Source organism: Variovorax paradoxus (assembly GCF_000834655.1).
Taxonomy (GTDB): domain Bacteria; phylum Pseudomonadota; class Gammaproteobacteria; order Burkholderiales; family Burkholderiaceae_C; genus Variovorax; species Variovorax paradoxus_F.
Genome location: NZ_JXQQ01000026.1, coordinates 16,461 through 42,341 on the forward strand (window position 1 = coordinate 16,461; position 25,881 = coordinate 42,341).

The following is a 25,881-nucleotide window of genomic DNA, read 5'->3' on the forward strand; positions in this document are numbered from 1 at the left end:
TCGCACGGAAGACCTCACCGTTGTGCGCCAGCGACGGATGTCGGCTCCTGGCCGACAGTAGTCTTCCGCCTAGATGCCCGGAAGCCGGCACGCGGTGGGACCACCAAGACGCGAAAACTCGAGCGACATGCCTGTGGGATTGTCACCTTTAGCCTTCAATGACGCGTCGCCAATTTCTAGAACCACCAGGCGTAGTGCTTGCCCCGCTCGTGGTAGTAGCCATGAAGCCGTTGATTTCACATAGCTGAGGGTGAGCTTATTCTTCCTCACGCTCCAAGTACCCTCCGCCGACACCGGCTTTTTCATTTCCCCATTTAAAAAGCTTTCGGAGCCCTGCTCCAAAAACGAGCCGTTGTCTCGCAAGTCAAGAGCGGAAAGCGCGAGAAACGCTTTTCCTCCATCCACCTTACTACCCCAGCAGCCAACTAGCTTGCGCTCAAGGTCCGGATTGGCGAGATTGAAGCGTTCATTGGCATAAACGACAGCCAATAGGCATGCCATCGCTCCAACCCGCCATACCCAGCCCGACCACATCCAGCTCATATCAAGACTCCTCATCCACTACGCACTGCACGACCGCTCTTGGCCGAATTCTGCCGCACTGGCGAACGTCCGCTCTTGGCCGAAACCGGTCGCCCCCCGGCTTGTTGTCTCAGCCTTTAATGCGCTGGCTCGGACTTCGATGCGCTATCTCTGACTCTATGACAAGGAACCAGCAATCAGAACGACTGGATCCTGGCGCTCTTCATCATCTGGCCCGTGAGCTCGACCTCATGCCGCATCACCTGCAGATAGCCTTCCGGCGTCGAAGGCGAGACCTGGCTGCCCAGTTCGGTCAACGACGCGATCACCTGCGGGTCCTTGAGCATCTGGCTGAACGCATCGTAGATGCGGGCGGCAATCGCATCGGGCGTGCCGGCGGGCAGCGAGAGCCCACCCCATGAGGTGAGCTCCACGCCCTGCAATCCTTGTTCCGCGAGCGTGGGCACGTCCGCCAGGCTGGCGTTGCGTCTGGTGCCGGCCACGCCCAGCGCCTTGAGCTTGCCCGCCTTCACGTGCGGGTAGGCGACCGCGAAGATCGGCATGCCGAAGCTCACCTGGCCGCCCAGCACCGCATTGACCAGTTCCGACGCGCCCTTGTACGGCACATGCGTGGCGCTGATGCCGGCCGCATGGAGGAACAACTCCACGCCCAGGTGCGACGGCGTGCCCACGCCGCCGGAGGCGTAGTCGAGCTTGCCGGGATTCGCGCGCGCCCTGGCGACGAGGTCCTGCAGCGTCTCGATGCCCGAGGAGGGATTGACGACCAGCAGCACATCCGACGTGGTCAGGCGCATGACGTGCCTGAAGTCCTTCATCAGGTCATAGCCGGGGCTGCGATACATCAGGACGTTCGCGGCCATCGGCGCGGCCGAGTAGATCCAGGTGTAGCCGTCGGGCGCGGCCCGGGCCACCTGGCGGGCACCGATGTTGCCGGCGGCGCCACCCTTGTTCTCGATGATGACTGGCTGGCCAAGCAGCCGGCTGGCCGCCTCGGCGAGGATGCGCGCACCGGTGTCCGGGCCGGTGCCGGCCAGGTAGGGCACCACCCATTTGATGGGGCGGTTGGGCCACTGCCCGGCGCCGCGAGCGATGCGGCTGAGTGGCAGGAGCGGCGATGCCGCGACCGCGCGGCACAAGGCGCGGCGAGAAATGTCGATGTTCAATTGGCTTGTCTCCGGATCGTTGTCTTGTCGGTGCTTCGCGGAAGGCCTGGCCTACTTGGCTCCGTCGAGCAATTCGCGCGCGATGATGTTCTTCTGTATTTCGCTGGTGCCTGTGAGCACGCGATACATGCGCAGCATGCGGAACAGGAACTCGACGCGCCGGCCCTGCACGATGCCCTCGCCGCCATGGATCTGCACCGCCGCGTCGGCAATGCGGAAGGCCGCCTCCGAGCAGAAGAGCTTTGCCATCGACGCATCGGCGCGTGCATCGCCGCCTGCGTCGAGCTGGCGGGCGGTCGAGATCATCAGCGCGCGCGCCGCGGCCAGTTGCGTGGCCATGTCGGCCAGCGAATGCTGGATGGCCTGAAACTCTGCGATCGGCCGGCCGAACTGGCGTCGCGTGCGCGCGTAGTCGCGTGCATCTTTCAGCGCAACAGTTGCCAGGCCCACCATGCCCGGGCAATGCAGAAGCCGGTTGACGGTGATGCGTCCCAGCGCGAGCGCCAGACCGCGGCCCGGCTCGCCGATGAGGTTGGCGGCCGGCACGCGGCAATCCGTCAGCACGATGTCGCCCGTAGAGGACTGGCCAGCCATCGTCTTGTAGCCGGACTTCACTTCCACGCCGCTTTGACTCAGATCGACGAAGAAGGCCGAGATCTCGCGGCGCTCGGGGCTGTCGGAGGTGGAGGCCATGAGCACCGCGTAGTCCGCGAAAGGCGAGCCCGAGATGAAGCGCTTGCGCCCATTGATGACATAGGTGTCGCCTTCGAGCCGCGCCTGCGTCTGCAGCGCGCCGGGGTCGGAGCCGGCTTCCGTTTCGGTGAGCGCGAAGCAGATCGACTTCTCCGCCTGCGCCACAGGCACGATGAAGTTCGCAAGCTGCATCGGCGTTGCATGGCGCGCCAGCGCGCCCACGCGTGGCGGGCCGCTGAGTTCGCCGAACACGTGTGGCGCCAAGGGCGAGCCGCTCGCGTAGATCGATTCCTTTATCAGCACGTGGTCGAGCAGCGAGAGCCCGAGGCCGCCCATGCCGGTGGGCAGCGTCATGCCGTAGAAGCCGAGTTCGTGGGAACGGCGCCACACGCGCTGCAGGATGGCCTTGTCGGCGCCATGCTCGTGGTCGATGCCTTCCTCGCGCACCAGCGCGGCCAGTTCGCCGTGCAGGAAGTCGCCGATGCGCGAGATCATGTCCGCCGCGCGCGCCGAGCCTTCGAAGGGGCCGTCGAACAGCGGCGAGCGCACGCCCGAAGCAGGCGTGTCGGCGGATGCGGATGAGATGACGGGTGTGTTCATGGCGCTGCGGCTCCTCAATTCACGCGGCGGTCGTGGCCGGCCCAATACGGTGACTGGATGAGCTTGCGCGCGACCTTTCCGTTGGCGTTCTTCTGCAGCGCCTCGACGAACGCGATGCGACGCGGCCGCTTGAAGCCTGCGAGCCGTTCGGCGCAGAAAGCGTCGAGCGCCGCGGCGTCCGCGGCCACGCCGGGCTTGAGCACGATGTGCGCGGCGACGGCCTCGCCCCACTTGTCGTCGGGCACGCTGAACACACAGGCCTCATCGACGGCGGCGTGCTGGTACAGCACCGCCTCCACCTCCGAGGGGTACACGTTGAAGCCGCCGCTGATGACCATGTCCTTCTTGCGGTCCACGATGTAGATGTAGCCGTCATCGTCTGCACGTGCCAGATCGCCCGTGTGGTAGCGGCCGTTCTTCAGCACTTCGGCCGTCAGCTCCGGCGCACGCCAATAGCCAGCGAAGACATCGGGACCACCCACCACGATCTCGCCGATCTCGCCGGGAGTCACCGGCAGGCCCTCGTCGTCGACGATCTCCACCACCGACTCGAGGAACGGCCGGCCGCAGGACGCAAGCCGCTCAGGCATGGCGGCTCGCGCGAACAGGTGGTCTTCGACGCTGAGGCCGCACACGCCCGAGGTCGTCTCGCCCGCACCGTAGCCCTGCGAGAGGACCGGGCCGAACACGTCCATCGCCTGCATGATGCGGGCGGGCGCCATCGGCGCTGCGCCGTAGCCCAGGCGCCGCAGGTCGGGCAGCGGGCGATAGCGCCCCTGCACCTCGGCCAGCAGCATGTTGATCATGGTTGGCACCATGAAGGTGTGGGTCACGCGCTCGCGCTTCATCTCGGCAATGAAGCGGCCGGGGTCGAAGCCGCTGAAGAGGCGAATCGTCGCGCCGCTGCACAGCGCGGGCACCAGCTGCATGCCCGATGCATGGGTGATCGGGCCGACCAGCCCCAACAGGTCGCCGGGCTGCAGGTTGTCGGCGCGCATCAGGAACTTGCGCAATTGCGCAAGCCGGTTGCCGAAGGTCTGCATCGCGGCCTTGAGCACGCCGCTGGAGCCCGAGGTGTAGTGCAGCACTGCGAGCTCGTCCGCGTGCACGCGCACCGGCGCGAAGCGGTCGCTGGCGCGGGCGAGCAGTCCTTCGTACGAAGCCTGCGAGTCCTCGGCGGCATCGAGCAGCAGCAGGCGCGGCGCTTCGCCCGAGAGCTGCGCGAGGAACCCCTCGGCGCGCTCGGCGGTGGTGACGATCAGCGTCGCCTCGCTGTTGGCAATCACCTCGGCCACCTCGACGGGCGCGAGCCGAGCGTTGATCGGCGCTTTCACCAGCGCCGCCTTGTAGCAGGCCAGCTCGACCTCGACGATCTCGATGCAGTTGGGCAGGTACACGCCCACGCGGTCGCCGCGCTGAAGGCCCAGGCCGCACAGCGCATTCGCCAGGCGGTTGGAGCGCTGCTCGAGTTCTTCGTAGGTCACCGCACGCTGGGCGCTGGTGACGGCCAGCCGCTTCGCGTGGATGCGGGCGGCACGGGATGCAAGCTCGCCGACATTGGCGATCTCGGGGGATGTGGTTTGCAAGTTGTCTCCTGGATGGCCATGCCACGGCATGGCGTGGAGGCAACTTTGGCAGCAGACGGGGCCCGACGACAAATACCGATTGCTGATGCTTGGCCATCACAAACATTGATGACCCAGCTCGCCCTGGACGTCCGGCGCTATGGCTTGGTCGCAGCGGCCTCGGTGCCCTGCGCACGCCGCCTGCCGAGCAGAAACTCGGCTTCCCAGCGGCCCGAGGCGATCATGTGGCGCGTCTCGTCGACCAGCACAGTCATCACCGCCTGGGTCGCTGGATCGGGCGCTCGCGCCGAAGGGGTCGCCAGCGCGTAGGTGCGTGCGAGGTCGGGCTGCACCACGCGCGCCACCAGCCAGTGCTTGCCGCCCGGCGGCGCATCGCCCAGGGAGCAGGCGGGCGTGAAGGTGAAACCCGCGCCGGCCAGGTACAGGGAGCGGATCACGCGCGCCGAGTCATGCTCATGTGCGATGTTGAGCTCCAGGCCCAGGTCGGCGGCGCAGTGCTCGACCTGAGCGCGGATGCTGAAGCGACGCGACTGCAGCACAAGCGGCAAGCCGACCGCGCGGGCGAAGGGCAGTTCGGGACGCAGCGTCGCCGCGGCGCTGCCTTTCTTCCTGCTTCGGGCGGCGGGCTGCACCGTCATGGCGGCCACCACGCCGTCGGCGTCGTGGCCGCAGACGAACATCGGTTCTCGTACGAAGGGCTTCACGTCAAGGCCGTTGATGTCGTCGGTGTCGACCAGGATGCCGATGTCGGCGCGCCGCTCGACCATGGCCTTGCGCACCATCAGGCTCAGGTCGTCCAGGACGAACACGCGGATGCGCGGATGCAGCTGTTTGAGCTTCGCAAGCACCGGCCCCATCAGCAGCGACGCCAGCAGGAACGGCACCGCGATCGTGACCGAGCCCTCCGGTCCGCCTGGCGCGCGCTGCAGCCGCTCGCGCATTGCGCTGGCATCCGAGAGCAGCTTGCGCGCGTCCTGGTAGAGCTGCAGCCCCGCCGCCGTGGGCGTGACGCCGACGTGCGAGCGCTCGAAAAGCTGGGTGCCGAGTTCGATCTCCAGCTTCTTGATCTGCGCCGTGAGCGCGGGCTGGGCCACGTACAACGCACCGGCGGCGCGCGAGAGGCTGCCTGCTTCCAGGACGGCGATGAAGTAGCGCAGCGATCGGAGTTCCATAGGCCAGATTCTCAACCCACGCCCGGCGCGGCTCGCCGGCAGGCGGGCGCGCGGGCGCTGGAGCAATGCGGCAGTCGCGCCGCACCAAGGCCCATGCGGCAAGTCGCCTACATCCGGCCGCGTAAAAAGCACTACGCGGGCCGAGCCACGGCATGTGGAGACTACGGCGGCCCCTCGATCAATCGCCGTCAACCACCGGAGCCCTGCCCCATGTCCGTTTCCTCATCCTCTCCCCTCCCCCTGGCAGTGCTGGAGGGCATGTCGCACCCGCTGGGCGCGACCTTCACCGGCGAGGGCGTGAATTTTGCGGTGTTCTCGGCCCATGCCACGAAGGTGCAGGTCTGCATCTTCGACGAAGCCGGCACCACGCAGATCGGCTGCGTGACCTTGCCCGAGTACACCGACGAGATCTGGCACGGCTTCGTGCCGGGCCTGCAGCCGGGCGCGCGCTACGGCCTGCGCGTGCACGGCCCCTACGAGCCCGCGAAGGGGCATCGCTTCAACCATCACAAGCTGCTGCTCGACCCCTATGCCAAGGCCTACATGGGCGAGCTCCGTTGGGGCCCGGAGCTGTTCGGCTACACCGTAGGCCACGCCGACGCCGACCTCAGCTTCGACGAGCGGGACAGCGCGCCCTTCATGCCCAAGTGCGTGGTGGTCGACTCGCGCTTCGAGTGGACGCAGACCGACGCGCCGCGGGTGCCATGGAAGGACACCGTCTTCTACGAAACCCACGTGCGCGGCTTCACCATGCAGCACCCGGCGGTGCCCGAGCACTTTCGGGGCACTTTCGCCGGCATGGCGCGCGAAGAGGTGCTGGCACCCATCCGGGCGCTGGGCGTGACCAGCGTCGAGTTGCTGCCCGTCCAGATGTTCCTCAATCAGTCGTCCCTGCTCGAAAAGGGCCTCACCAACTTCTGGGGCTATGACACGATCGGATTCTTCGCGCTTGACCCGCGCTACATGGACGGGCCGCACATCGACGAGTTCAAGCACATGGTCGACCGCTTCCATGCGCACGGGCTCGAGGTCATCCTGGACGTGGTCTACAACCACACGCCCGAGGGCAACGAACTCGGGCCGACCATCTCCTTCAAGGGCATCGACAATGCCAGCTACTACCGACTGATGCCCGACGGCGACGGGCCGGGACCGCGCTACTACATCAACGACACGGGCACCGGCAACACCGTGAACCTGAGCCATCCCCGCGTGCTGCAGATGGTGATGGACAGCCTGCGCTACTGGGTCACCGAGATGCGCGTGGACGGCTTCCGCTTCGATCTCGCGACCATCCTGGCGCGCGAGCCGCACGGCTTCGACGAAGGCGGCGGTTTCCTCAAGAGCTGCCGGCAGGACCCGGTGCTCTCCAGCGTGAAGCTGATCGCCGAGCCGTGGGACATCGGCCCCGGCGGTTACCAGGTCGGCGGTTTCCCGCCGGGCTGGGCCGAGTGGAACGACCAGTTTCGCGACACCGTGCGCGCTTACTGGAAGGGCGAGGAAGGCATGGCCGGCAAGCTCGCGCAATGCCTGACCGCGAGCGGCGACCGCTTCAACCAGCGCGGGCGCCGGCCGTGGGCCAGCGTCAACTTCATCAGTGCGCACGATGGCTTCACGCTGGCGGACACCGTGAGCTACAACGACAAGCACAACGAGGCCAACGGCGAGGACAACCGCGACGGCCATTCGGACAACCGCTCGTGGAATTGCGGCGTGGAAGGCCCCACCGACGACGAAGCCGTGCTGGCCCTGCGCGCGCGCCAGCAGCGCAACCTCCTGGCGACGCTGCTCCTGTCGCAGGGCACGCCGATGCTGCTGGCGGGCGACGAATTCGGCCGCTCGCAGCAGGGCAACAACAACGCCTATTGCCAGGACAACGCCATCTCCTGGGTCGACTGGAACGCGGCGCACGGCGAAGCCGGGCGGGAACTGGCCGGCTTCGCATCGCGGCTGCTGGCCCTTCGCCAGGAGCTGCCTGCGTTGCGGCGCAACCGCTTTCTGGCCGGCGCCTACTACGAGGGCATCGGCGCGAAGGACGCGACCTGGTTCACGCCGGCGGGCGAGGAAATGCAGGCGCCGCATTGGGAAGATCCGCAGACGCGCTCGTTTGCGCTTCTGCTCGATGGCCGCGCGCCCGCCTCCGCGCTTCCCGTCGAAGCGCACGACGCCAGCGTGCTCCTCGTGTTCAACGCCTGGCATGACCCGGTGCCCTACGTGCTGCCGCCTCCGCCCGCGGGAGCGTGGGCGCTGCGGCTCGACACCGCGGATCCGGCGCTGGGCGCCGGCGAAGCGGCAGGCGTCGCCGACTACCTCGTGACGGGGCGCTCGGTCCTGGTGTTCACGAGTACCTAGAGTGCGAGGCGAGGAATCGCGGCTACCACCGGCGTCGTCCGACGGCCACTGCGCCGACCTTGACCCGGGGCCCGCGGTGGCCGCGTCCAGTCAATCGATTCATTGCTCGGTTTGTGTCACTACGGCCTGGCGGTTCCAAGGGGAGTCATGATGCTCACGCCAAGCCATCCAACCAGGCTGCACATCGGCGAGTTCAAGCAGGGTCGAGTCTCGCTCGACCATGCTCCTCAGCGAGACGAGCATCACCTCTGCCTCCTCGAAAGCATCCCCGGTTAGAAACTGCCATGCTCCGTCGTCCGCATCGCGGGTAGCCATGAGTACAGGCTTGCCAACATCCACTATGGACCGCACGGTGATGCATGCCACGTTGGGTGGACTATCGAACGGCCATTCAGAGTTTTCCAGGGTCATTTTTGGTCTTTGGATTGAACGTCTGGTTGTGGCCGAAGCCGACCGAGATTGTTGCCTCGGACTTTAATGCGCTGTCTCAGACTCTGATCCACTTTCTCTGACATCAACGGCAAGGAACGTGCCGGCAGGCCGGTGAAGTTCACGCGCGCGCCCTGAGCTTTCGCGCGCGTGAGCTTCGGCACCTCTTCGTTCTTCTTATCCTTCTCTTCCTTCTTTTTCCTTCTATCCAGCACTAGGACCCGGGCGCAAAACCCCAGGCCTGTTTCTCGAACTCGACGAAGCTGATCGCACCGGCCACGGCCGCGGCGGCGGACTGATCGCCGGTCACCCCGATGACCATCGGCGGCTGCGAATTGCTCGCGCGGAATTTGCTCTGGATGTACCAGTAGCCCAGCGTCTCGGTGGACTGCAGGCACCACAGCTGCTGGTCGGGTTCGGCCGGGTCCCTGGGCATCATGACCACGGGCCTCGGCTCGACCTGGACGTTGGGCTCCAGCGTCATGACGAAGCCGGTGCCCATCATCGATTTCAGAAACCACCAGCCGGGGTTTTGCGGGCCGGCGGGAACGAACTGCCACAGCTGGTTGCCGGTGCCCGAGGTCTTGCGCGGATACGCGATGACCTGGGTGCCCGTGGTGGTGCTGCCGCTGTCCACGTCGAGCACGTAGTGGCTTCCGGGCATGCGCTGGATGAAGTACGGGCCCAGGTTCAGTTCGTCCGTCAGCGGCGGCGGCGGCGAGATGACTTTTTCATTGGTCGACATCGTTGCTCCTTTGCAAGGAAAAGCGTTCGTGTGGGCTCTGCCGCTCAGCGGCGAGCGGCGGCGTTCCGGCTTTCGCCCTCGAAGGGACCGTCCGGCAGGTGGTTCCACCAGTAGGCATCGATCAGCGCCTCCGCGTGGGCGGTGTCGGCCCGCTCGCCCTTGTCCTGCAGCAGCTGGATGGCCTGCGGGTAGGTCGTGTTCTCCGGAATGAAGAACGGCAGCCTCGGGTTGATGTTGACGTAGCGGTCGCCCAGCAGAAAGCCGGCCAGCGTGGGCATGAGCTCGGTGGAGGTGCCGTTCAGGCACATGTCCAGGATGGGCCCCGGCTTGCTCTGGTTCATGAGGAACGGCGGCGTGCTGTTGAACGGGTTGGCATCGCCGTTCATCCACTGGTTGGCGCCCCATTGGGCTGTGTCGCTGGCGATCCAGTCATGCATCATCCCGGTGCCGATGGTGATGGCGGTGATGTCTTCCAGCTTGTGCCCTGCCCTCACCGCGAGGGCGATGGCGGCCACGGTGGGGTCGTGGTTGAAGAACGCCCCATCGACATTGCCCATGTACGAGCCCAGCTGCCCCGGCATCGCGCCGCTGGAGGTGGCGGCCTCGGCGATGGACACGTTGCCATGGCCCGGGATCATGTTGGTGTACATGACCGGCTTCCACGGAATGGGCGTCTGCACACCTTCGGCCGACGTTTCGAGTCCGCCGACATTGAAGGTCACGAAGAGGACCTTGCGCGTGAGATCCGAGACGAGCTTGTCTCCGTGCAGTGCGTGCTGCGAGTTGTAGACGTCCTGGATGTTGTACGCGGGCGTGTCCGGGTCCGTGTCCATGTTGTCGTAGAACTTGATCTCGCCGTGCTTGAAGAATTCGATGATCTCTGCGGCAGGCAGCCCCGCAACGAGTTCGCTCGTGATGATCGACCCCGTCGAGCAGCCCGCGATCAGATCGGTGCGCCGGACGAGATCCGGAAAGTGCGTCTGCAGCTTCTTGAGGATCGTGACGGACATCAGGCCGCGTATGCCGCCGCCGACGAACGAAAGAATGGTGAATTTTTTTCCAGGCTCTGCCATTACCAGCTCCTTTCAAATCATTGAATCCCCGGTTGGGGAAGCGGAGTCTCGGTCTCGGGCACATGCATCGTCTACGCGTGGAATCCCGTTCAATCCATCTGCGTAATTCCGGACGCCGCGCAAGATATCGGTTCCGTCCAAAGCATCGTCACGCGGGCGCGTACAACGCATCGAGCGAAGTCCTAAGTTCGCTCGCTTGCGCATGATCGAGCGATCGCGCGATGCGATGGAACGCGGCCTCGTAGCACGGAAGCATCAGTGCAGCGGTGAGCGCATGAACGCCGTCGCCGCGCGCGATGTGCGCGTGGCATGCGGCAATGCTTCGATGGATGGCGAATGCGCGCCCGACAGGTGTTTGCGTCATCGCTTCGTCGTCGTCGTTTCCTGTGATGGTCATTGCATGCTCCTCGTGGCGCACTGCAGATGGCGCCGCATCACGACTCTAGGGATGCGGGCGCGCGGCAGGGAGTAACAACATCGTCGTGAATCGCGACTGCAATGGGCGAGGCGGCGTGCGGGGACAATCGAGTCACTCCCTGCAAACGAATGCATCCATGCCGACCGAACCTCGCACGCCCTCTTCTCCCACCGACCAACCGCCGGCCGACGCGCCCGCAGCAACACCGGCGCCCGCACGCGCCGCGCAGAGCGCAGGCAAGGCACGGCGCCTGCGCACCGAGGCCGACAAGCTCGAAGCTTTCTGCGTCGTCGTTCGCGCGGCCTCGGCCGCCACGGACCACGCGGCATTCGCGGAAGTGAGCCGCGCGGCATCGAAGGCGCTGAAGGCGAAGTTCGGCGGCGGCTCGATCACTTCGGTGTTCGCGTGGCTTACCAGCAGTGCGGGCAAGGACGCGCTGGACAGCGTGCTGGCCGGAGAGGTCGAGCTGATGGGGCCGCTCTCCACCGAGGAGATCGTCGAGGCGGTGGCGCTCGCGCAAAAGGCGGAACTGCTGCGCGCCACCGAGGGCTGAGGCTTCTTCGGCTCAGCCGGCCGCGCGCCACTCGCCCGTGTCGGGGCACACGCGGGCCCGCGCGCCGTTCAGCCAGACCTGCTCTTCGTCAAGTTGCGATGCGGTCGAAGGGTCCGTGTCGAAGTCGATGCGCAGTGCGCGCGCGACGCCGGCGTTCTCGATGGGCAGCTCCCAGGTAAAGAACAGCTGGCTGCAGTCGATGCCGGGTGCGAAGTGGGCCGCGTCGAAGCCGCTGCTGCCGCGGCGGATCACGGCATGCGGCTGCGCGGTGTCGAACATCAGCACCGTGCCCCGCGCCAGCGGGATGCGATCGCCCGTCGATGGGAAATGCACATCGAGCCCCTTGTCCTCGCTCACGAAGAGATTGCAGAAAGCCGCGCTGCCGTATTGCTCGCCGTCGTGGTGGTAGCGCGCGCCGCGGCAGGCCATCAGGGCGATGTCGCTCGCGGCCAGCACGTCGTCGAGGCCGAGCGTGCGCATCCAGTCGGTCATCGCCTGCACGCAGAGCCTGTAGTCGGGCCAGCGCATGCGGGCACGGGCCAGCGGCAAGGGCTCGACATCGCCGGGTTCGAGGAACAGGGTCGATGCGATGTCGCGCTCCCAATCGGCCACGAGCCGCGCGGGCGGCGCGGACACATCGACCGTGCCCGACAGCACGACGCCGCCCACGCTTCGGCTGCGCAGGGCGGTGTTGCTCCAGAAGTAAGACGTGAGGGAGGACGCGAGGCGTTGGCTCATCGGAGCCAGTGTAGTGAGCGCCTCAGCGGATCTCGAAGGACAGGTGCCCGGGGACGAGCGATGCGAGGAAGTCGCGCGCGTCGAAGGCTTCGCCGGCCGTCAGCACGCCGGCTGTCTTGACCTCCCCGCCGACCAAGCGCGCCAGCGCCTCGACCACGAGCGGCGCGGAGACGGCGTAGATGTCGCGCCCGCTCGCGATCGCCCTGCGCTCTTCGCCGCCCTTGCGTGCGATCACTTCGACGACGAAGGTCTGCGACGAACGGCCGCTTTCGTCGCTGGACGTGGGTGCCTTCGGGTTCGGATCGACCAGGTCCTTGACGGCGGCCAGCGTCATGTACGAGCGGATCTCGGGCACATCGATGTGCCGCGCGATCGTCACCGTGTCGGCCATGGTGAATTCGGAGACGGCTTGCTGCCTGCCCACGGGCGCGGGGAATTCCCATTCGACGACAGGCGCAGCGCCCGTGGCGTGCACGATCTTTCCGTTCGCAAAGACGACGCGGCGGCCGTCGCGGCGCTGCCTTGAAACCTGGCCCGCGGCAAGAGTGCCGGCGGTCGGCAACCAGCTGTCGAGGCCATACGCGATGGAGATGTCGTCGGCCGATGTCCAGTCGCCCATGGCCGCGGTCGCGAGCAGGTCGCCCAGCCCGCCGTAGAACGCCATCGCATGCACGACGACGACGCCGGCCTCGCGAGTGCGGTCGGCGTACAGCGCGAAGGTGTCGATGTTGGCCTCCACTTCGGCGGCGACGTCGAGGTACGGAATGCGCGCGCGCAATGCCGCCTCGATCACCGGTCCGGCGGTGCTGGCAAAGGGGCCCGCGCAGTTGATGACCGCCGCTGCGCCCTTCAGCGCGCGGTCGAGCGCGGCAGGTTCGTCGACCGATGCGGGCCTCGCTTCGAGGCCGGGGTATTCGGTCGCCAGCGCGTCCAGCTTGCGCGCATCGCGGCCGGAAAGAACGGGCGTCCATCCGCGCCTGTGCAGTTCAGACACGACGAAGCGGCCGGTGTGTCCATAGGCGCCGTAGACGACGACGGATTGATTCGATGCCATCGGGATTCCTCTGATGCAGAGCCATCCGCGGCACAACGCTACAGATCTGTACTCCTCGGCGTGGAGCTTAGAGTACAGATCTGTAGCGTGTCAAGGTAAACTGCCGACATGAACAAACGCACGGTCGCGACCACCGAAGCAGTCGCCAGCGAACGCAGCCCTTCCGTCGCGCGGGCGCGCATCCTCGAAACGGCGGCCGCGCTGTTCTACCGGGAGGGCGTGCGGGCTGTCGGCGTCGATCTGGTGGTGGAGCGATCGGGCGTCGCGAAGACCAGCCTCTATCGGCACTTCGCGACCAAGGACGACCTGGTCGTGGCGTTTCTCGAGCAGGAAGACGCGGAGTACTGGCGCGATTGGGATGTCGTGGCCGAGAAGGCAAAGGGCGATGCCGCGGCAGAACTCGAAGCGCACATCCGCTGGATCGCCAACCACATCCTCAAGCCCACGTATCGCGGCTGCCCGTTCCTGAATGTGGCGACGGAGTTTCCGGATGCCGCGCATCCGGCGCGCGCCATCACCTCGCGGCACAAGCTCGAGCTGCACCGCCGTCTCGCCGTGTTGGCGAAGACAGCGGGCATTCGCAAGCCGGAAGAACTGGCGGACCAGCTGGGGCTGCTTTTCGATGGGGCCTACATGAACGGCCACCTGACAGGCAAGAAAGGGCCCGTGCGTTCCTTCGTCGCGGCCGGGATCGCGCTGCTGCAGCTTGCCCGGGAACGCAAGTAGCGCGGTTGCCTTAACCCGCGTTCTTGAGCGACTGCTTGGCCTTGCTGGCCGAGCTCTTCGCGCGGTTCTTGTGATAGCCCGACTTGACGTTGTTCACCGCCTTGCCGACCGGGCCGCTCTTCTTGGCCTTGCTGTCGGCCTGCTTCTCGTCGATCTTGTGCTGCGCGGCATCGGTCGCCTCGGAAGCCGCCTTGCCGATCTGCGCACTGGCCGTGCCGGCTGCGAGCAGGGTGAGCGACGTGGCCAGGGCGATCAGGGTCTTGTTCATGGGGTGTTCCTCCAGATGTTGAATCGAAGTCGATGGTTGCACCCCTTGCTGCCGCGGCGTGTCAGCGAGGGCCCCGGATGCACTGGGGGCTGGGCCCCACACGCTGCACTTGCTGCCTAACGCAGCGAGCCCAGGTAGGAATCGACCGCCGAGCCCCAGAGGCGTTGCACGGTGTAGGTGCCATGGCCGTCCATCCCCTTAGGGGGCATGAGAACGTCAAAAGTCCCCTTTCCGCCGGCCGCCTGGAATACATTGAAGTTGCCCCGGCTGTGCGCAATGGGGTAGTACGGATCTGCCTCGCCGTACAGCCACAGCGTCGGCTGCGGAAACGCGGCCGCGCGCTTGAACAGTTCGCCGTTCACCTTGACCGCATCGGGGCATCCCGTACCGATCCAGCCGCCAACGAAGTTGATGACGCCCACCTCCTCTTGCGGATGAAGGCCCGCATAGGCCGCCGCGAGAATGCCGCCGCGCGAGACGCCGCCGATCACGACGCGTTTGGCGTCCACATCGCTGCGCTGGCGGATGTGCGCCATCGCCACCTCCAGGTCGGCCAGTGCGTGCTCGGCACCGGGCAGCGACAGCGAGGCCCGGCATGAATAGCGCGAGCGATCGGTCTCGAAGCCTTCGTCGTACAGGCCGTCGGAGTGGCCCCGTCCCCGGCGCTGCGGATAGACGACCTGCCAGCCGCGCGCGACGAAGAACGCGCTCACCTCGGGGCTGACCCAGGTCAGCGTGAACCACTCCGGGCGATTGCCCATGCCGGTCGAGCCATGGTTCATGACGAGCGTGGGAAAAGGCCCATCCCCTTCGGGGCGGTGGATCACCATTTCTAGACGCACGGGCTTGCCGTTTTCCGTGAACGGGGTGTCCAGCCATTCGACGCGTCGCACATATGCAGGCGGGCGGCGCGACAGCACGCCCATGGACAGGAGCTGGGTTTCCGGCCGCCAGATGCCCAGTTCCATGTCGCCGTCCTTGCGCAGGCGCATCACCAATTTGGCGCCGGTCTTGAGCGTGACCTGGAGTTCGTCGTTCTCGAAGCGCCCGGAGGCTTCGTCGACCACGGTCTGCAGCGAGCTTGCGCCGACGTAGGTCACGGTCGCGCCGGTGGCCGAGAGGTCGCGGATGGCGACCTTGACGTCGCAGCCCGCCGTGCGGCACGCCCATCCGCGCCAGATACCGCTCCATTGCGCGACCTCGGCGGGCGCGGTGCTGTCTTCTGCCAGCGCGGCCACCTGCGGCGGCAGCTCGGCCGCCACCGGGCTTTCGGAGACGGCGCGCGGAAGGTCGCCGATGTAGCTGGGCCATGGGGTCTGCGCCGATGCGGCCATGCAGACGCTGAACAGAAACGCGCCGATCAAACCTTGCTTCAAGAGAGCTCCCTCCAATTTTTCTGACGATCGAGACACACGCCTCGCGTGTCTCGATTCTGCTTCCTACAACGCCGCAGCCTCGGCCTGCAGCACGCCACCGCGCGCCACGACACGCCCACCCGCCACCACCAGCTTGCGCACCGGCCGCGACACCACCGCATGCGCCACGGTCTGTGCATCGACCAGCACCAAGTCCGCGCGATTGCCCGGGACGAGCCCGTAGGCCTCGAAGCCGCAGCCGCGCGCGCCCGAGTGGGTGACGGTGTCGAGCGCTACCTCGACCTCGTCGTCGCGGCGCAGGTTGTAGCGCAGGCCGATGAGCATCGCGCGCTCCAGCATGTCGGGGTTGCCGTAGGGCGTCCATGCGTCGCGGATGCCGTCGTTGCCGCCGACCACCGTCACGCCCGCCTGCCGGCAGGCCATGAGCGGCGGCACGCTGCGGGACGGCGGCGCGCTGGTGACGAGCACCACGCCGAGCCGCGCCATGCGCGCGAGCAGCGTCTCGCGCTCGCGTTCGGCAATGTCGCCGAGGCAGAAGCCGTGGCTCACGGCCACCTTGCCCTGCATGCCCAGCGCCTCGGTGCGCTGCAGGATCAAGTCGAGCGAGAACGCGCCCATGGCACCGGGCTCGTGCAGGTGGATGTCGATGGGCCGCCGGTGCCTGTCGGCGATGCCGAAGAGCACGTCGAGCGATTTCACCGGGTCGCCGTCGATGGCGCACGGGTCGAGGCCGCCGAGCACGTCGGCGCCGAGCGCGAGCGACTGGTCGAGCAACTCTGCGGTGCCGGGCCGGCCGAGCAGGCCGGACTGCGGGAACGCGACGACCTGGATCTGCTGCAGCTCGCGCAGCGCCTCACGCGTGCGCAGCGTGCCTTCGAGGTGGCGGAGGCCCGCCTGCGTATCGACATCGACATGCGTGCGAAGCCGCGTGGTGCCGAGCGCGAGAAAGGCCTTGGCGAGCGCGAGCGACTGCGCGGCGGCATCGTGTCCGCTCGCATGGCGGAGGGCCCGCTCGTTCTCGATCTTGTCGATGAGATTCGTGCCGACTTCGTTGCGGTACCAGTCCATGCCCCACATCGTCTTGTCCAGATGCGTGTGGCCTTCGACGAGGCCGGGGAGCAGCAAGGCGCCGCCGCCCTCTTCGATGGATGCATCGGCCGGCGCGGACAGCGCGGCACCGATGCCTGCGATGCGGCCGTCGCGCACCAGCACGTCGACGGGGGAAGCGCCCAGGGGGCGAACGTTGCGGATGAGGAGCGTGGGCATGGTTGTCCTGAAAAGCATCGGGCGAGTTGTCGTGCGCAGCGTACCCAGATTCGGGCGCGCGGTCATCACCGCACACGATTCGTTCCAGGGCGAAGTGTTCGTCGCGACCGCTCGCGATGATCGGCGCACCATGCACACGACCGCACCCGATGCTGCCGCCAGGCCCCGCCCCGACCTTGCCTTCGAATGGGCGCTGCTCGCGGTGCTCGCAACCTGCTGGGGCGCCTCCTACACCTTCATCAAGATCGGCGTGCAGACGCTGCCGCCCGTCACGCTGATCGCCGCGCGCACGCTGGTCGCCGGCCTGCTGCTGCTCGCGGTGCTGCGCATGCGCGGCGTGAAGCTGCCGAGCGAGCCCGCGATGTGGGGGCGCTTCGCGCTGCAAGCGTGCCTGAACAGCGTGCTGCCGTTCACGCTCATCGCGTGGGCCGAGCGCAGCGTGGATGCCGGGCTCGCGACCATCCTCAATTCGACCTCGCCGATCTTCATCTTCCTGCTGGGCCTCGGCATGGGCGGTGCCGACAGGCCCACGCTGCGCCGCCTCTTCGGCGTGGGCGCGGGGCTGGCGGGCATCTGCCTCATCGTGGGTTTCGAGGCGCTGCACGGCCTGGGGCATTCGCTGCTCGCGCAGATCGGGCTGGTGGCGGCGGCCGTCTGCTACGGGTGCGCCGCGATGTTCGGCCGCGTGTTCAGGGGCCTGGACCCGATGGTGCCGGCCGCGGGCTCGCTGCTGAGCGGCGCGGCGATGCTGCTGCCCGCGAGCATTGCGATCGACAGGCCCTGGACGCTCACGCCTTCGACCGCATCGGTGATGGCGGTGCTGGCGCTCGCGGTGCTCTCCACGGCGCTCGCCTTCACGATCTACTTTCGCCTCATCAAGACGCTCGGGCCGATGTCCACCGCCGCGCAGGCCTACCTGCGCGTGCCCATCGGCGTTGCGATCGGCGTGGTGTTCCTCGGCGAAGCGCTCTCGCCCACCGCGTGGGCCGGGCTCGCGTGCATCGTGGCGGGCGTGGTCGCGATGACGGTGCCCGCGCGTGACCGCGCGCCGGCGCCTTTGCGCTAGCGCGGCCGGATGCGCGCGGCGAACACGGAGCGCGCGCGGTCCGACGTCAGAAGTTTTGCGCCGGAGCCCTCGATTTTTACGCGGCTTTTAGACGCCTTCTCCTACGCTGCCGGCTCCTCCATCCGTTAGCGATTTCTCGATGAAAAACCTTCTGCGCATCGCCCTGCCGATGCTCGTTCTTCCCACCCTCGCCGCCCTGCCGATGCTCGCGAGCGCGCAACTCACCGGCAACGTCGCATTCACCAGCAACTACAAGTTCCGCGGACAGGACCAGGACATGCTGGGCCGCAACGACTACGCCAAGACCAGCGGCTTCAAGCCCGCCATCCAGGGCGGCCTGGACTACGCCTTCGGCGAAAGCGGCTTCTACGTGGGCAACTGGAATTCGAGCGTCAACTGGCTCAAGGGCAACAGCCTGGAGAGCGACTTCTACGGCGGCTACAAATTCAAGGCCGGCCCGCTCGACCTGGACGTGGGTGCGCTCACCTACGTCTACCCAGGCAACTCGTCGGGCAACACGACCGAGCTCTACGGCAGCGCCGGCTACACGAACGAGGCGATCGGCTCGTTCACGCTCAAGTACTCGCACACGGTGTCGAAGGACTACTTCGGCTACGCCGGCAACAAGGCCGGCTCGGGCCTGAAGGGCACCAACACCGGCTACCTGAACCTGGCCTACAGCAAGGAGATCGTGCCCAAGCTCACGCTGAAGGCGGCCGTGGGCTACACGAACATGTCGAGCGACATCCGGAGCCTCGGCTACAGGAACTACGTCGACTACAACGTGGGCGCTTCTTATGACTTCGGCAACGGCCTCTCGCTGGCCGGCTCGGTGCAGGGTGCGAACAAGAAGAGCGCGTACACCGCGGTGAGCAACCCCGGCGTGGACTTCGGCTTCGGCACTTTCGGCCGGACGACCTACTCGCCCAACAAGGCGCGCTTCATCGTCACGCTGACGAAGACGCTGTAGACCCAGCGGTCAGGGCACTCGTCGATCGCTGCACGCCGACCGCGTACCCCTGTGCGCAGGGCGTCGGGTGCTCCCCGCAGCGAAATCAAGGAGGAGGCCGAAGGCCGGGGGACATTCGCGGAGGGGAGTACCCGGCGGCCTGCGCACGCGCCGCGAACGCAACCCGCCCGCATCAATCGATGCTGATGTTCGCAGCCTTGGCGACCTCGGCCCACTTCACGCGGTTCTCGTGCACGGTCTTCTTGAACTGCGCAGGCGACTCGATGCGGATGGTGTTCCCCTGCGCCTCGAACTTCTCGCGGATGTCAGGCTGCTCGAGCACCGCCTTCACCGCGGCGTTGAGCTTCTCGACGATCTGCGCATCCGTGCCCTTGGGCGCGAAGATGCCGAACCAGATCGAGCTGTCGAAGCCCTTGGTGCCCGGCACGCCGCTGGAGGCGATGGTGGGCACCTCTTTCACGGCCGCCACCGGCGCGGCCGTGGTCACGCCCAGCAGGCGCACCTTGCCCGCCTTGTAGTGCGGCAGCACCGTCTGCACCTGGTTCATGATGCAGCAGGTCTCCCCGCGCACCACCGAGGTGATGGCCTCGGGACCGCCCTTGTAGGGCACGTGCACCATGTTCAGCCCGAGGCGCGAATTGAATTCGGCAAACGCCATGTGCGTGCCCGCGCCGTTGCCTGTAGACGCATAGTTGTACTTGCCGGGGTTGGCCTTGACGAGATCGACGAACTCCTTCAAGGTCTTCACGTCGATCACGCTCGAATTGATGGTGAGCACGTTCGACACGTCGAGCACCGGCGCCACCGGAACGAAGTCGGTCTCCACGTCGAAAGGCAATTTCTTGTAGAGCGCGGCGTTGCTGCCGTGCGTGGCGGCGGTGCCGAACGAGAGCGTGTAGCCATCGGGTTTGGCATGCGCCACGTATTCGCTGGCGATGTTGCCGGCGGCGCCCGAGCGGTAATCGATGATGACCGGGCGCCCCAGTTGCTTGGACAACGGCTCCTGGATGGTGCGGGCGACCACGTCGACGCCCGAGCCGGCCGGAAAGCCCATGATCAGCGTGACGGGCTGCTGCGGCCAGTCCTGCTGGGCAAAGGCGGCCGGCGATGCCGCGGCGCAGAGGGCCGCAGCCAGGAGCAGCGAGCGGCGTGAAAACGAGGTGAAAGGAGAGGACGGAGAATGGGCCATGACTGTCTTTCTACGAGACTGACGGTAAAGACGGTGCAAAAAGTGGATTGTGGCGCGCGGCTCATGCCCGTTTCCCCATGAGCTTATGCACCGCGACACACGTGCACCGCACCCGCTCCACATAATCACCCCATGGTCCGCCCCTCCCAACTGATCCACCCCGCACGCGAGCCCGCGCCCGTGCGCGCCGCCGCCACCGTGCTGCTGCTGCGCGACACGCCCGCCGGCATCGAGGTGCTGATGACCCGCCGCTCGGCGACCGCGAGCTTCGCGCCCGGCGCCTATGTTTTCCCCGGTGGCCACATCGACGCGGCCGACGAAGCCGCCAAGCGCATCGCCACCCGCCGCGCGACCCAGAGCCGCGCACAGCGCACCCAGGCCATCGCGGCGATCCGCGAGGCTTTCGAAGAATTGGGCGTGCTGCTCGCGCACCACGCCGACGGCCGCCCGGTGCTCGCCGAAGACATCGCCGCGATGGACCGCGACGCCACCGCGGGCACGGGCTTCGCCGACCAGTGCGCGGCACGCGGGCTGGTGCTCGCATCGGACCAGGTGTTCACCTTCGCGCACTGGATCACCGACCGCGACCTGCCCAAGCGCTTCGACGTGCCCTTTCTCGTCGCACGCATGCCCGAGGGCCAGGTGCCCACGGCCGACGAGAGCGAACAGTTCGAACCCAGCTGGGTGCGCCCGGCCGATGCACTCGCGCGCCATGCGGCGGGCAACTTCTTCATGATCTTCCCGACCGTGCGCACGCTGCAGCGCATGGCCGCCTATGCAACGGTCGATGCGGTGCTCGCGGCCTGCGCACCCGGCGGCAACGGCGGAACCGCAGAAGCGCCGCTCTGGACCAGCTGCCCGCGCGCCGGTCTCCTCAAGGGCGAGGACGTGCGCTACATGGAAAGCGATTCGCCCTACGGCGAGCTCGCGCTGGTGTGCCCCGACGGCCAGGTGGTGCACGCGCTCGACTGGCAGAGCGAGCAGCCGGTGGCGCTCCTGAAGAACGTGCAGCGCCTCACCGCGCCCAACCCGAGCGCCATGACCGGCCCGGGCACCAACACCTACATCGTGGGCGACGCGGACACGGGCTACCTGGTGATCGATCCGGGCCCGAACGACTTCGATCACATCGGCCGCCTCTGGCGCATCACGCGCGGCGACATCCGCATGATCGTCTGCACGCACTCGCATGCCGACCATTCGCCGGGCGCCGCGCCGCTGCAGGCGCTGTGCAAGACCAACAAGCCGCCGATCCTCGGCCTGCCCTCGGCGCCGACCGCGCGCGCCACGGCGCGATTCACGCCCGAGCGCTCGCTGGAAAACGGCGAGCGCCTCGCGCTCACCGGCACCACCGCCGCGGGCGAACCCGTCGGCCACACGCTGCGCGTGATCCACACGCCCGGCCACGCAGCCAACCACCTGTGCCTGATGCTCGAAGAAGACGGTCTGCTCTTCTCGGGCGACCACATCCTGAACGGCAGCACGACGGTGATCGATCCGCCCGATGGCGACATGACCGCCTACCTCGACTCGCTCGACACGCTCGACGTGGCGTGCGCGACCGGCGGCGTCGAGTTCATCCTGCCGGCCCACGGCTACGTGATCGGCTTTGCGCGCAACGCCATCGCGCAGCTGAAGGCGCACCGCCTCAAGCGCGAGGCCAAGATCGCCGCCGCCATGCAGAGGCTGCCCGAAGGCACGCCCGAGCAATGGCTGCCGCTCGCCTACGACGACGTGCCCGAGCGCATGTGGCCGGTGGCCGCGCGCTCGCTGGCGGCGCACGTGGCGCGCATCCAGCAGCAGCAACAGCAGGCTGGCACGCGATGAACAGGAACTCCACGGAAGACGAAGGCATTCGCCTGGCCAAGCGCGTGGCCGCCCTCGCGGGTGTGTCGCGGCGCGAGGCCGAGCTGTTGATCGAGAACGGCGCGGTGCGCGTGGATGGCGTGCCCGCGCTGCTGCCGCAGTCGCGCGTGCAGGCGCACCAGCAGGTCGAGATCGCCGCCGGCGCCAAACCCGAACCCATCGTCCCCGTCACGATGCTGCTCTACAAGCCGGCCGGCATGCCGACCGACAACGCCTTCAAGCTGCTGGCGGCCGCGAACCACCACGAGCCCGAGCGGGCCGGCCAGCGCTTCCTGCCCGCGCACGTGAAGGGGCAGCACTGCATGACGCCGCTGGAGACCGGCGCGAGCGGCCTGGTGGCCTATACGCAGGAGTTCCGCATCGAGCGCAAGCTGCAGGAAGACGCGGGCATCCTCGAGCACGAGGTGATGGTCGACGTGGCCGGCACGGTGGGCCCCGAAGTGCTCGCGCGCTTCGAGCGTTCGCCCGCGCGCGTGAGCATCGGACGGCAGGCCGAGGACGGCAAGCAGACGGGCCTGCGCTTCGCGCTCAAGGGCGCGCGGCCCGGGCAGATCGCGCACCTGTGCGACCAGATGGGCCTGACCATCGTCGCGATGCGGCGCATTCGCATCGGGCGCGTGCCGCTCGCGGGGCTGCAGCCCGGCCAGTGGCGCTACCTGGCGCCCCACGAACGCTTTTGATCGAAGAAAAAAATAAGTGAGAACGGCGCGCCGCATGCTTCGCGCGCGCGGCCTGCAATTTCAGCAAGCGGCTTCGGCCGCCGGAGGGAGACCCGAACCATGAACTTCGAAAGAACCAGAACCACGGCCGCCGCATTGGCCTCGACCCTGCCGCTGGCACTGCTTGCGGGCTGCAGCTTCTTCGCCTCGCTGCAGCCGTCGCCCGCGCCCGGCGCGGCACCCGCATCGCCCGCCCCGCTGCCCGCGGTGGTGTCCAGGGAAGGCCTGGCGCCGATCACCGGCGAGCAGGTCGAGCGCATCCGCGAAGCCATCGGCGGCAAGACGCCCAGCCCGGCCGTGACCAAGGTGGTGCGCGGCGCGGCGCCCACCATCGAGTCGTTCGTGCGCACCGAGGGCTGCATCACCGCGCGCAACGGCGCGGTGCTCAACCCCTTCGCGGCGCCGGGGCGGCTGTTCGACGGCACGGGCTTCCAGGGCGGCCCGATGCTGCAGATGCAGTACCACGACAAAACGGCCTGCGTGACCGTCAAGCGCATCCAGAACTGGAAGATGGTGTCGCCGAAGCTGCTGCGCTTCGAGGTGGTCTACGTGGGCGACGACGGCGAGGAGCACTCGATCCGCCGCCATGAGCTGATGCGCCAGCCCAAGGGCGGCTGGCTGTTCACGCGCTGAGCGTTCAGGCTGCGGCAGCCTGCTTCTGGCTGCGCAGCGCCACCGCGAACGACAGCTGCGCCACGATGCCCGCCGCGGCCAGCACGAGCGCCGCGGCCAGCGCCGGATTCTGGTGGCCCATGCCGGCCAGCGCCGTGCACAGCGCGCCCACCGCCATCTGCGTTGCACCATAGAGGCCCGAGGCCGAGCCGATCACCTGCGGGTTGACGCTGATCGCCTGCGTGAGCGCCGCCGGCGAGGCCATGCCCGCGCCGACGGTGAAGAGGAACATGGTGCCCACCGCCAGCGCCACCGACAGGTGCCCCGACAGCACCCCGCCCAGCAGCACGAAGGCCGCGAGCACGCTGAGCGCGTTCGAGCGGATCATGAGGCGGTCCACGCGCACGCGCTGGATCAGGTGGCTCGTGAGGAAGCTGCCGAGCCACACGCCCGACACCAAAATCGCGAGGTAGATGCCCGCCTCGTGCGCCGGCCGATGCAGCTGGTCCACGAAGATGAACGGGGCGGACGCGATGAAGGCGTACATCGAGGTGGTCGCGCAGCCGCCGCCGATCGAGAAGCCGAGGAACGCGGGCGAGCGCAGTAGCTGGCCGTAGTTGCGCGCGAGCGCCGATGCATCGAGCCGCGCGCCCGGCGTGCCGGTCTCGGGCAAGAGGCGCCAGGTGAAGAGCAGCCCGACGATGCCGAGGGCGAAGAGCGCGTAGAAGATCGAGCGCCAGCCGAGCGCGGTGGCGAGCGCACCGCCCACCAGCGGCGCGATGCTCGGGCCGACGGTAACCATGAGGTTCATGAGCGCAAGGCGCCGCGTGGCCTCCTGCGGCCCGGCCGTGTCGCGCACGATGCTGCGGCCCAGCACGAGGCCGGCGCAGCCGCCGATGGCCTGGAAGAGCCGCGCCGTGATGAGCGAATGCACGTCGGGCGCGAGCGCGGCGACGAGCCCCGCCGCCGAGTAGAGGCCCAGCCCGAACAGCAGCACGGGGCGCCGGCCGAAGCGGTCGGCCATCGGCCCGTACAGCAGCTGCCCCACCGCGAGGCCGAAGATGTAGAGGCTCACCGTCATCTGCATCGCGCCCATGCCGGCGCCCAGGTTCTTGGCGGCGATCGGCAAGGCGGGCACGAAGATGTGCATGGCCAGCGTGCCGCTGAAGGTGACCAGCGCGAGCAGCCAGAGCGGCGCGTGCACGCGTGGCGACGGCGTTTTGGTTGCGGTCATTGCTTGACGGTCGCCGTGCTTCCTTCGAGCGCCACGGCACCGGATGCGTCGGGCTCCCAGCCGCCGCCGAGCGCCATGAACAGCACCACCTGGTCGTCGGCCAGTTGCGCCTGGCTGGCGGCCAGCGCCGCGTCGCTTGCCGCGAGCGAGCGTTCGGCATCGAGCGCGTCGAGGTAGCCGGTGCGGCCGTTCTGGTAGAGCTGGCGGGCCTGCGCCGCGACCTTGGCGCTCTCGTCGCGCGAGGCCTGCAGGGCGGCGCGGCGGTCGAGTTCGCGGGCGTAGGTGCCGAGCGCGGTTTCGGTTTCGCGCAGCGCGGTGAGCACGGTGCCGTCGAACCTGGCGAGCGCGCCGCGCGTGCCGGCTTCGGCCTCGGCGATGCGGGCCTGCGCGATGCCGGTGTTGGGAATGGTCCAGGAGATCAGCGGGCCCATGCTCCAGCTCATGGTGTCCTTGCGGCCGAAGTCGGCGGCCGGGCCGGCCGACGAAGCCGAGAGGCCGAGCGTGACCTTCGGATAGAGATCGGCCGTGGCCACGCCGATGCGCGCGGTCGATGCGGCGAGGCTGCGCTCGGCCTGGCGGATGTCGGGGCGGCGGCGCAGCAGTGCCGCGCCATCGCCCACGGGCAGCATGCCGGTCACGCGCGGGGGCACGGTGCAGTCGGCCACTTCACGCGGAAAGTCCTGCGGCAGTGCGCCGGTGAGCGTGGCCAGGCGGTAGAGCGCGCCCTGGCGCTCGGCCTTCAGCGGCGGCACGGTGGCGTTCAACTGCTGCAGCTGCGCGCGTGCGCGGCCCGCGTCGATCGCGCCGGCACGGCCTGCGCGTTGCAGGCGGTCGGTCACGTTCACCGCATCTTGCTGAAGTGCGATCGACTTCTGTGCGATCTCGAGGCGCAGGCCCGTCGAGCAAGCCTCGGCGTAGGCGCGGGCGGTGCCGGCAGCGACGTTCACGCGCACGAGATCGAGTGCGGCGGCGGCGGCTTCGGTGCTGGCGCCGGCCGCTTCGATGCTGCGGCGGATCTGGCCGAACAGGTCGACCTGGTAGGACAGCGATGCGCCCGCGCTGTAGTTGAAGCGGCTCGGCGGCTCATAGCCCTTTTGCAGCAGCGAGAGGCCCGACACGTGGCCGAAGGACGGGCCGCCGCTCACGCCCAGCGTGGGGCGTTCGGCGCCGGCCACTTCGGATTCGATGGCGCGCTCGTGCTCGAGGTTGGCCACGGCCTGCCGCAGGTCGGTGTTGTGCGCGAGAGCCTGCGCGACGAGCTTGTCGAGCAGCGGGTCGTGGTACAGGCGCCACCAGTGCGGGGGCAGCGGCGCGGCATTCGCGGGCGCCTCGGCGAAAGGCTTTGCGGCAGCGGGCTGGCTGGCGAGTGCATCGGCGGGTTGCTTGTAGTCGGGCCCGACCGCCGCGCACGCAGCGAGCCCTGCGGCGACCGCCAATGAGGCCATGCGAAAAGCGAAGCGGGTCATGGCG

25 protein-coding genes are annotated in these 25,881 nt (G+C 67.8%); 8 read left to right on the forward strand and 17 right to left on the reverse strand.

Annotated features, from left to right (window positions below; genetic code table 11):
- Positions 1 to 69: 69 nt before the first annotated feature.
- The 5 genes from RT97_RS33110 to RT97_RS11655 form a co-directional block, all read right to left on the reverse strand.
- Positions 70 to 543 (reverse strand): hypothetical protein, encoded by a 474-nt coding sequence (locus tag RT97_RS33110; protein ID WP_155403790.1) that lies wholly within the window; start codon positions 541 to 543, stop codon positions 70 to 72.
- 176 nt (positions 544 to 719) lie between these two features.
- Complete coding sequence (locus RT97_RS11640; protein ID WP_253278211.1) at positions 720 to 1,706, reverse strand: Bug family tripartite tricarboxylate transporter substrate binding protein; 987 nt, start codon at positions 1,704 to 1,706, stop codon at positions 720 to 722.
- A 51-nt stretch (positions 1,707 to 1,757) separates the two neighbouring features.
- Positions 1,758 to 2,894, reverse strand: a complete 1,137-nt coding sequence (locus RT97_RS11645; protein ID WP_437184096.1) for an acyl-CoA dehydrogenase family protein — start codon at positions 2,892 to 2,894, stop codon at positions 1,758 to 1,760.
- Between the two features lie 119 nt (positions 2,895 to 3,013).
- Positions 3,014 to 4,615 (reverse strand): AMP-binding protein, encoded by a 1,602-nt coding sequence (locus tag RT97_RS11650; RefSeq protein ID WP_042578944.1) that lies wholly within the window; start codon positions 4,613 to 4,615, stop codon positions 3,014 to 3,016.
- Positions 4,616 to 4,722: 107 nt separating this feature from the next.
- The gene (locus tag RT97_RS11655; RefSeq protein ID WP_042578945.1) at positions 4,723 to 5,757 is read right to left on the reverse strand and encodes a LysR family transcriptional regulator; all 1,035 of its coding nucleotides are present in this window, start codon (positions 5,755 to 5,757) and stop codon (positions 4,723 to 4,725) included.
- 210 nt (positions 5,758 to 5,967) lie between these two features.
- Between RT97_RS11655 and glgX the strand changes: the two genes are divergently transcribed.
- Positions 5,968 to 8,109, forward strand: coding sequence for a glycogen debranching protein GlgX (gene glgX, locus RT97_RS11660; RefSeq protein ID WP_080898264.1), 2,142 nt, complete (start codon positions 5,968 to 5,970; stop codon positions 8,107 to 8,109).
- A 99-nt stretch (positions 8,110 to 8,208) separates the two neighbouring features.
- Here glgX and RT97_RS11665 read toward each other — a convergent pair whose 3' ends face one another.
- From RT97_RS11665 to RT97_RS11680, 4 genes are all read right to left on the reverse strand, one after another.
- Complete coding sequence (locus RT97_RS11665) at positions 8,209 to 8,520, reverse strand: hypothetical protein (protein WP_042578946.1); 312 nt, start codon at positions 8,518 to 8,520, stop codon at positions 8,209 to 8,211.
- Between the two features lie 232 nt (positions 8,521 to 8,752).
- A complete protein-coding gene (locus RT97_RS11670; RefSeq protein ID WP_042578947.1) occupies positions 8,753 to 9,283 on the reverse strand; it encodes an RICIN domain-containing protein in 531 nt (176 codons plus the stop codon).
- A gap of 44 nt (positions 9,284 to 9,327) precedes the next feature.
- Positions 9,328 to 10,356 (reverse strand): patatin-like phospholipase family protein, encoded by a 1,029-nt coding sequence (locus tag RT97_RS11675; protein WP_042578948.1) that lies wholly within the window; start codon positions 10,354 to 10,356, stop codon positions 9,328 to 9,330.
- Positions 10,357 to 10,504: 148 nt separating this feature from the next.
- Positions 10,505 to 10,753: a hypothetical protein gene (locus tag RT97_RS11680; protein ID WP_042578949.1), complete on the reverse strand. Its 249-nt coding sequence runs from the start codon at positions 10,751 to 10,753 to the stop codon at positions 10,505 to 10,507.
- Positions 10,754 to 10,910: 157 nt separating this feature from the next.
- Between RT97_RS11680 and RT97_RS11685 the strand changes: the two genes are divergently transcribed.
- Positions 10,911 to 11,327, forward strand: coding sequence for a hypothetical protein (locus RT97_RS11685; protein WP_042578950.1), 417 nt, complete (start codon positions 10,911 to 10,913; stop codon positions 11,325 to 11,327).
- Positions 11,328 to 11,339: 12 nt separating this feature from the next.
- On the opposite strand, the gene RT97_RS11690 is transcribed toward RT97_RS11685, so the two are convergent.
- Together RT97_RS11690 and RT97_RS11695 are read right to left on the reverse strand one after the other, a co-directional pair.
- Positions 11,340 to 12,065, reverse strand: a complete 726-nt coding sequence (locus RT97_RS11690) for a hypothetical protein (protein ID WP_042578951.1) — start codon at positions 12,063 to 12,065, stop codon at positions 11,340 to 11,342.
- Between the two features lie 22 nt (positions 12,066 to 12,087).
- Complete coding sequence (locus tag RT97_RS11695; protein ID WP_042578952.1) at positions 12,088 to 13,119, reverse strand: saccharopine dehydrogenase family protein; 1,032 nt, start codon at positions 13,117 to 13,119, stop codon at positions 12,088 to 12,090.
- A gap of 108 nt (positions 13,120 to 13,227) precedes the next feature.
- On the opposite strand from RT97_RS11695, the gene RT97_RS11700 reads away from it, so the two are divergent.
- Complete coding sequence (locus tag RT97_RS11700) at positions 13,228 to 13,845, forward strand: TetR/AcrR family transcriptional regulator (protein WP_042578953.1); 618 nt, start codon at positions 13,228 to 13,230, stop codon at positions 13,843 to 13,845.
- Positions 13,846 to 13,855: 10 nt separating this feature from the next.
- Here RT97_RS11700 and RT97_RS11705 read toward each other — a convergent pair whose 3' ends face one another.
- The 3 genes from RT97_RS11705 to RT97_RS11715 all read right to left on the reverse strand — a co-directional run bounded on the left by RT97_RS11705 (position 13,856) and on the right by RT97_RS11715 (position 16,755).
- Positions 13,856 to 14,113 (reverse strand): hypothetical protein, encoded by a 258-nt coding sequence (locus RT97_RS11705; RefSeq protein ID WP_042578954.1) that lies wholly within the window; start codon positions 14,111 to 14,113, stop codon positions 13,856 to 13,858.
- Positions 14,114 to 14,229: 116 nt separating this feature from the next.
- Positions 14,230 to 15,489: an alpha/beta hydrolase family protein gene (locus RT97_RS32095; RefSeq protein ID WP_155403791.1), complete on the reverse strand. Its 1,260-nt coding sequence runs from the start codon at positions 15,487 to 15,489 to the stop codon at positions 14,230 to 14,232.
- Between the two features lie 63 nt (positions 15,490 to 15,552).
- Entirely contained in the window at positions 15,553 to 16,755 is a 1,203-nt protein-coding gene (locus RT97_RS11715; protein WP_042578955.1) for an amidohydrolase family protein, read from the reverse strand.
- A 130-nt stretch (positions 16,756 to 16,885) separates the two neighbouring features.
- Between RT97_RS11715 and RT97_RS11720 the strand changes: the two genes are divergently transcribed.
- Positions 16,886 to 17,821 carry a DMT family transporter gene (locus RT97_RS11720; RefSeq protein WP_042579017.1) on the forward strand — a complete coding sequence of 312 codons (936 nt, stop codon included), beginning with the start codon at positions 16,886 to 16,888 and terminating at the stop codon, positions 17,819 to 17,821.
- A 139-nt stretch (positions 17,822 to 17,960) separates the two neighbouring features.
- Positions 17,961 to 18,791 (forward strand): TorF family putative porin, encoded by an 831-nt coding sequence (locus tag RT97_RS11725; RefSeq protein WP_042578956.1) that lies wholly within the window; start codon positions 17,961 to 17,963, stop codon positions 18,789 to 18,791.
- A gap of 172 nt (positions 18,792 to 18,963) precedes the next feature.
- Here RT97_RS11725 and RT97_RS11730 read toward each other — a convergent pair whose 3' ends face one another.
- Positions 18,964 to 19,980 (reverse strand): Bug family tripartite tricarboxylate transporter substrate binding protein, encoded by a 1,017-nt coding sequence (locus RT97_RS11730; protein WP_042578957.1) that lies wholly within the window; start codon positions 19,978 to 19,980, stop codon positions 18,964 to 18,966.
- Between the two features lie 132 nt (positions 19,981 to 20,112).
- Here RT97_RS11730 and RT97_RS11735 point away from each other — a divergent pair, with 132 nt between their 5' ends.
- The 3 genes from RT97_RS11735 to RT97_RS11745 all read left to right on the forward strand — a co-directional run bounded on the left by RT97_RS11735 (position 20,113) and on the right by RT97_RS11745 (position 23,198).
- Entirely contained in the window at positions 20,113 to 21,807 is a 1,695-nt protein-coding gene (locus tag RT97_RS11735) for an MBL fold metallo-hydrolase (protein WP_042578958.1), read from the forward strand.
- A complete protein-coding gene (locus RT97_RS11740) occupies positions 21,804 to 22,526 on the forward strand; it encodes an RNA pseudouridine synthase (protein WP_042578959.1) in 723 nt (240 codons plus the stop codon). Before RT97_RS11735 ends, RT97_RS11740 begins: the two co-directional genes overlap by 4 nt.
- A gap of 99 nt (positions 22,527 to 22,625) precedes the next feature.
- Complete coding sequence (locus RT97_RS11745) at positions 22,626 to 23,198, forward strand: hypothetical protein (RefSeq protein ID WP_042578960.1); 573 nt, start codon at positions 22,626 to 22,628, stop codon at positions 23,196 to 23,198.
- Positions 23,199 to 23,202: 4 nt separating this feature from the next.
- On the opposite strand, the gene RT97_RS11750 is transcribed toward RT97_RS11745, so the two are convergent.
- On the reverse strand, positions 23,203 to 24,411 hold the full coding sequence (locus RT97_RS11750) for a multidrug effflux MFS transporter (protein WP_042578961.1): 1,209 nt from the start codon (positions 24,409 to 24,411) through the stop codon (positions 23,203 to 23,205).
- A complete protein-coding gene (locus RT97_RS11755) occupies positions 24,408 to 25,877 on the reverse strand; it encodes an efflux transporter outer membrane subunit (protein WP_042578962.1) in 1,470 nt (489 codons plus the stop codon). Before RT97_RS11755 ends, RT97_RS11750 begins: the two co-directional genes overlap by 4 nt.
- Positions 25,878 to 25,881: the final 4 nt, after the last annotated feature.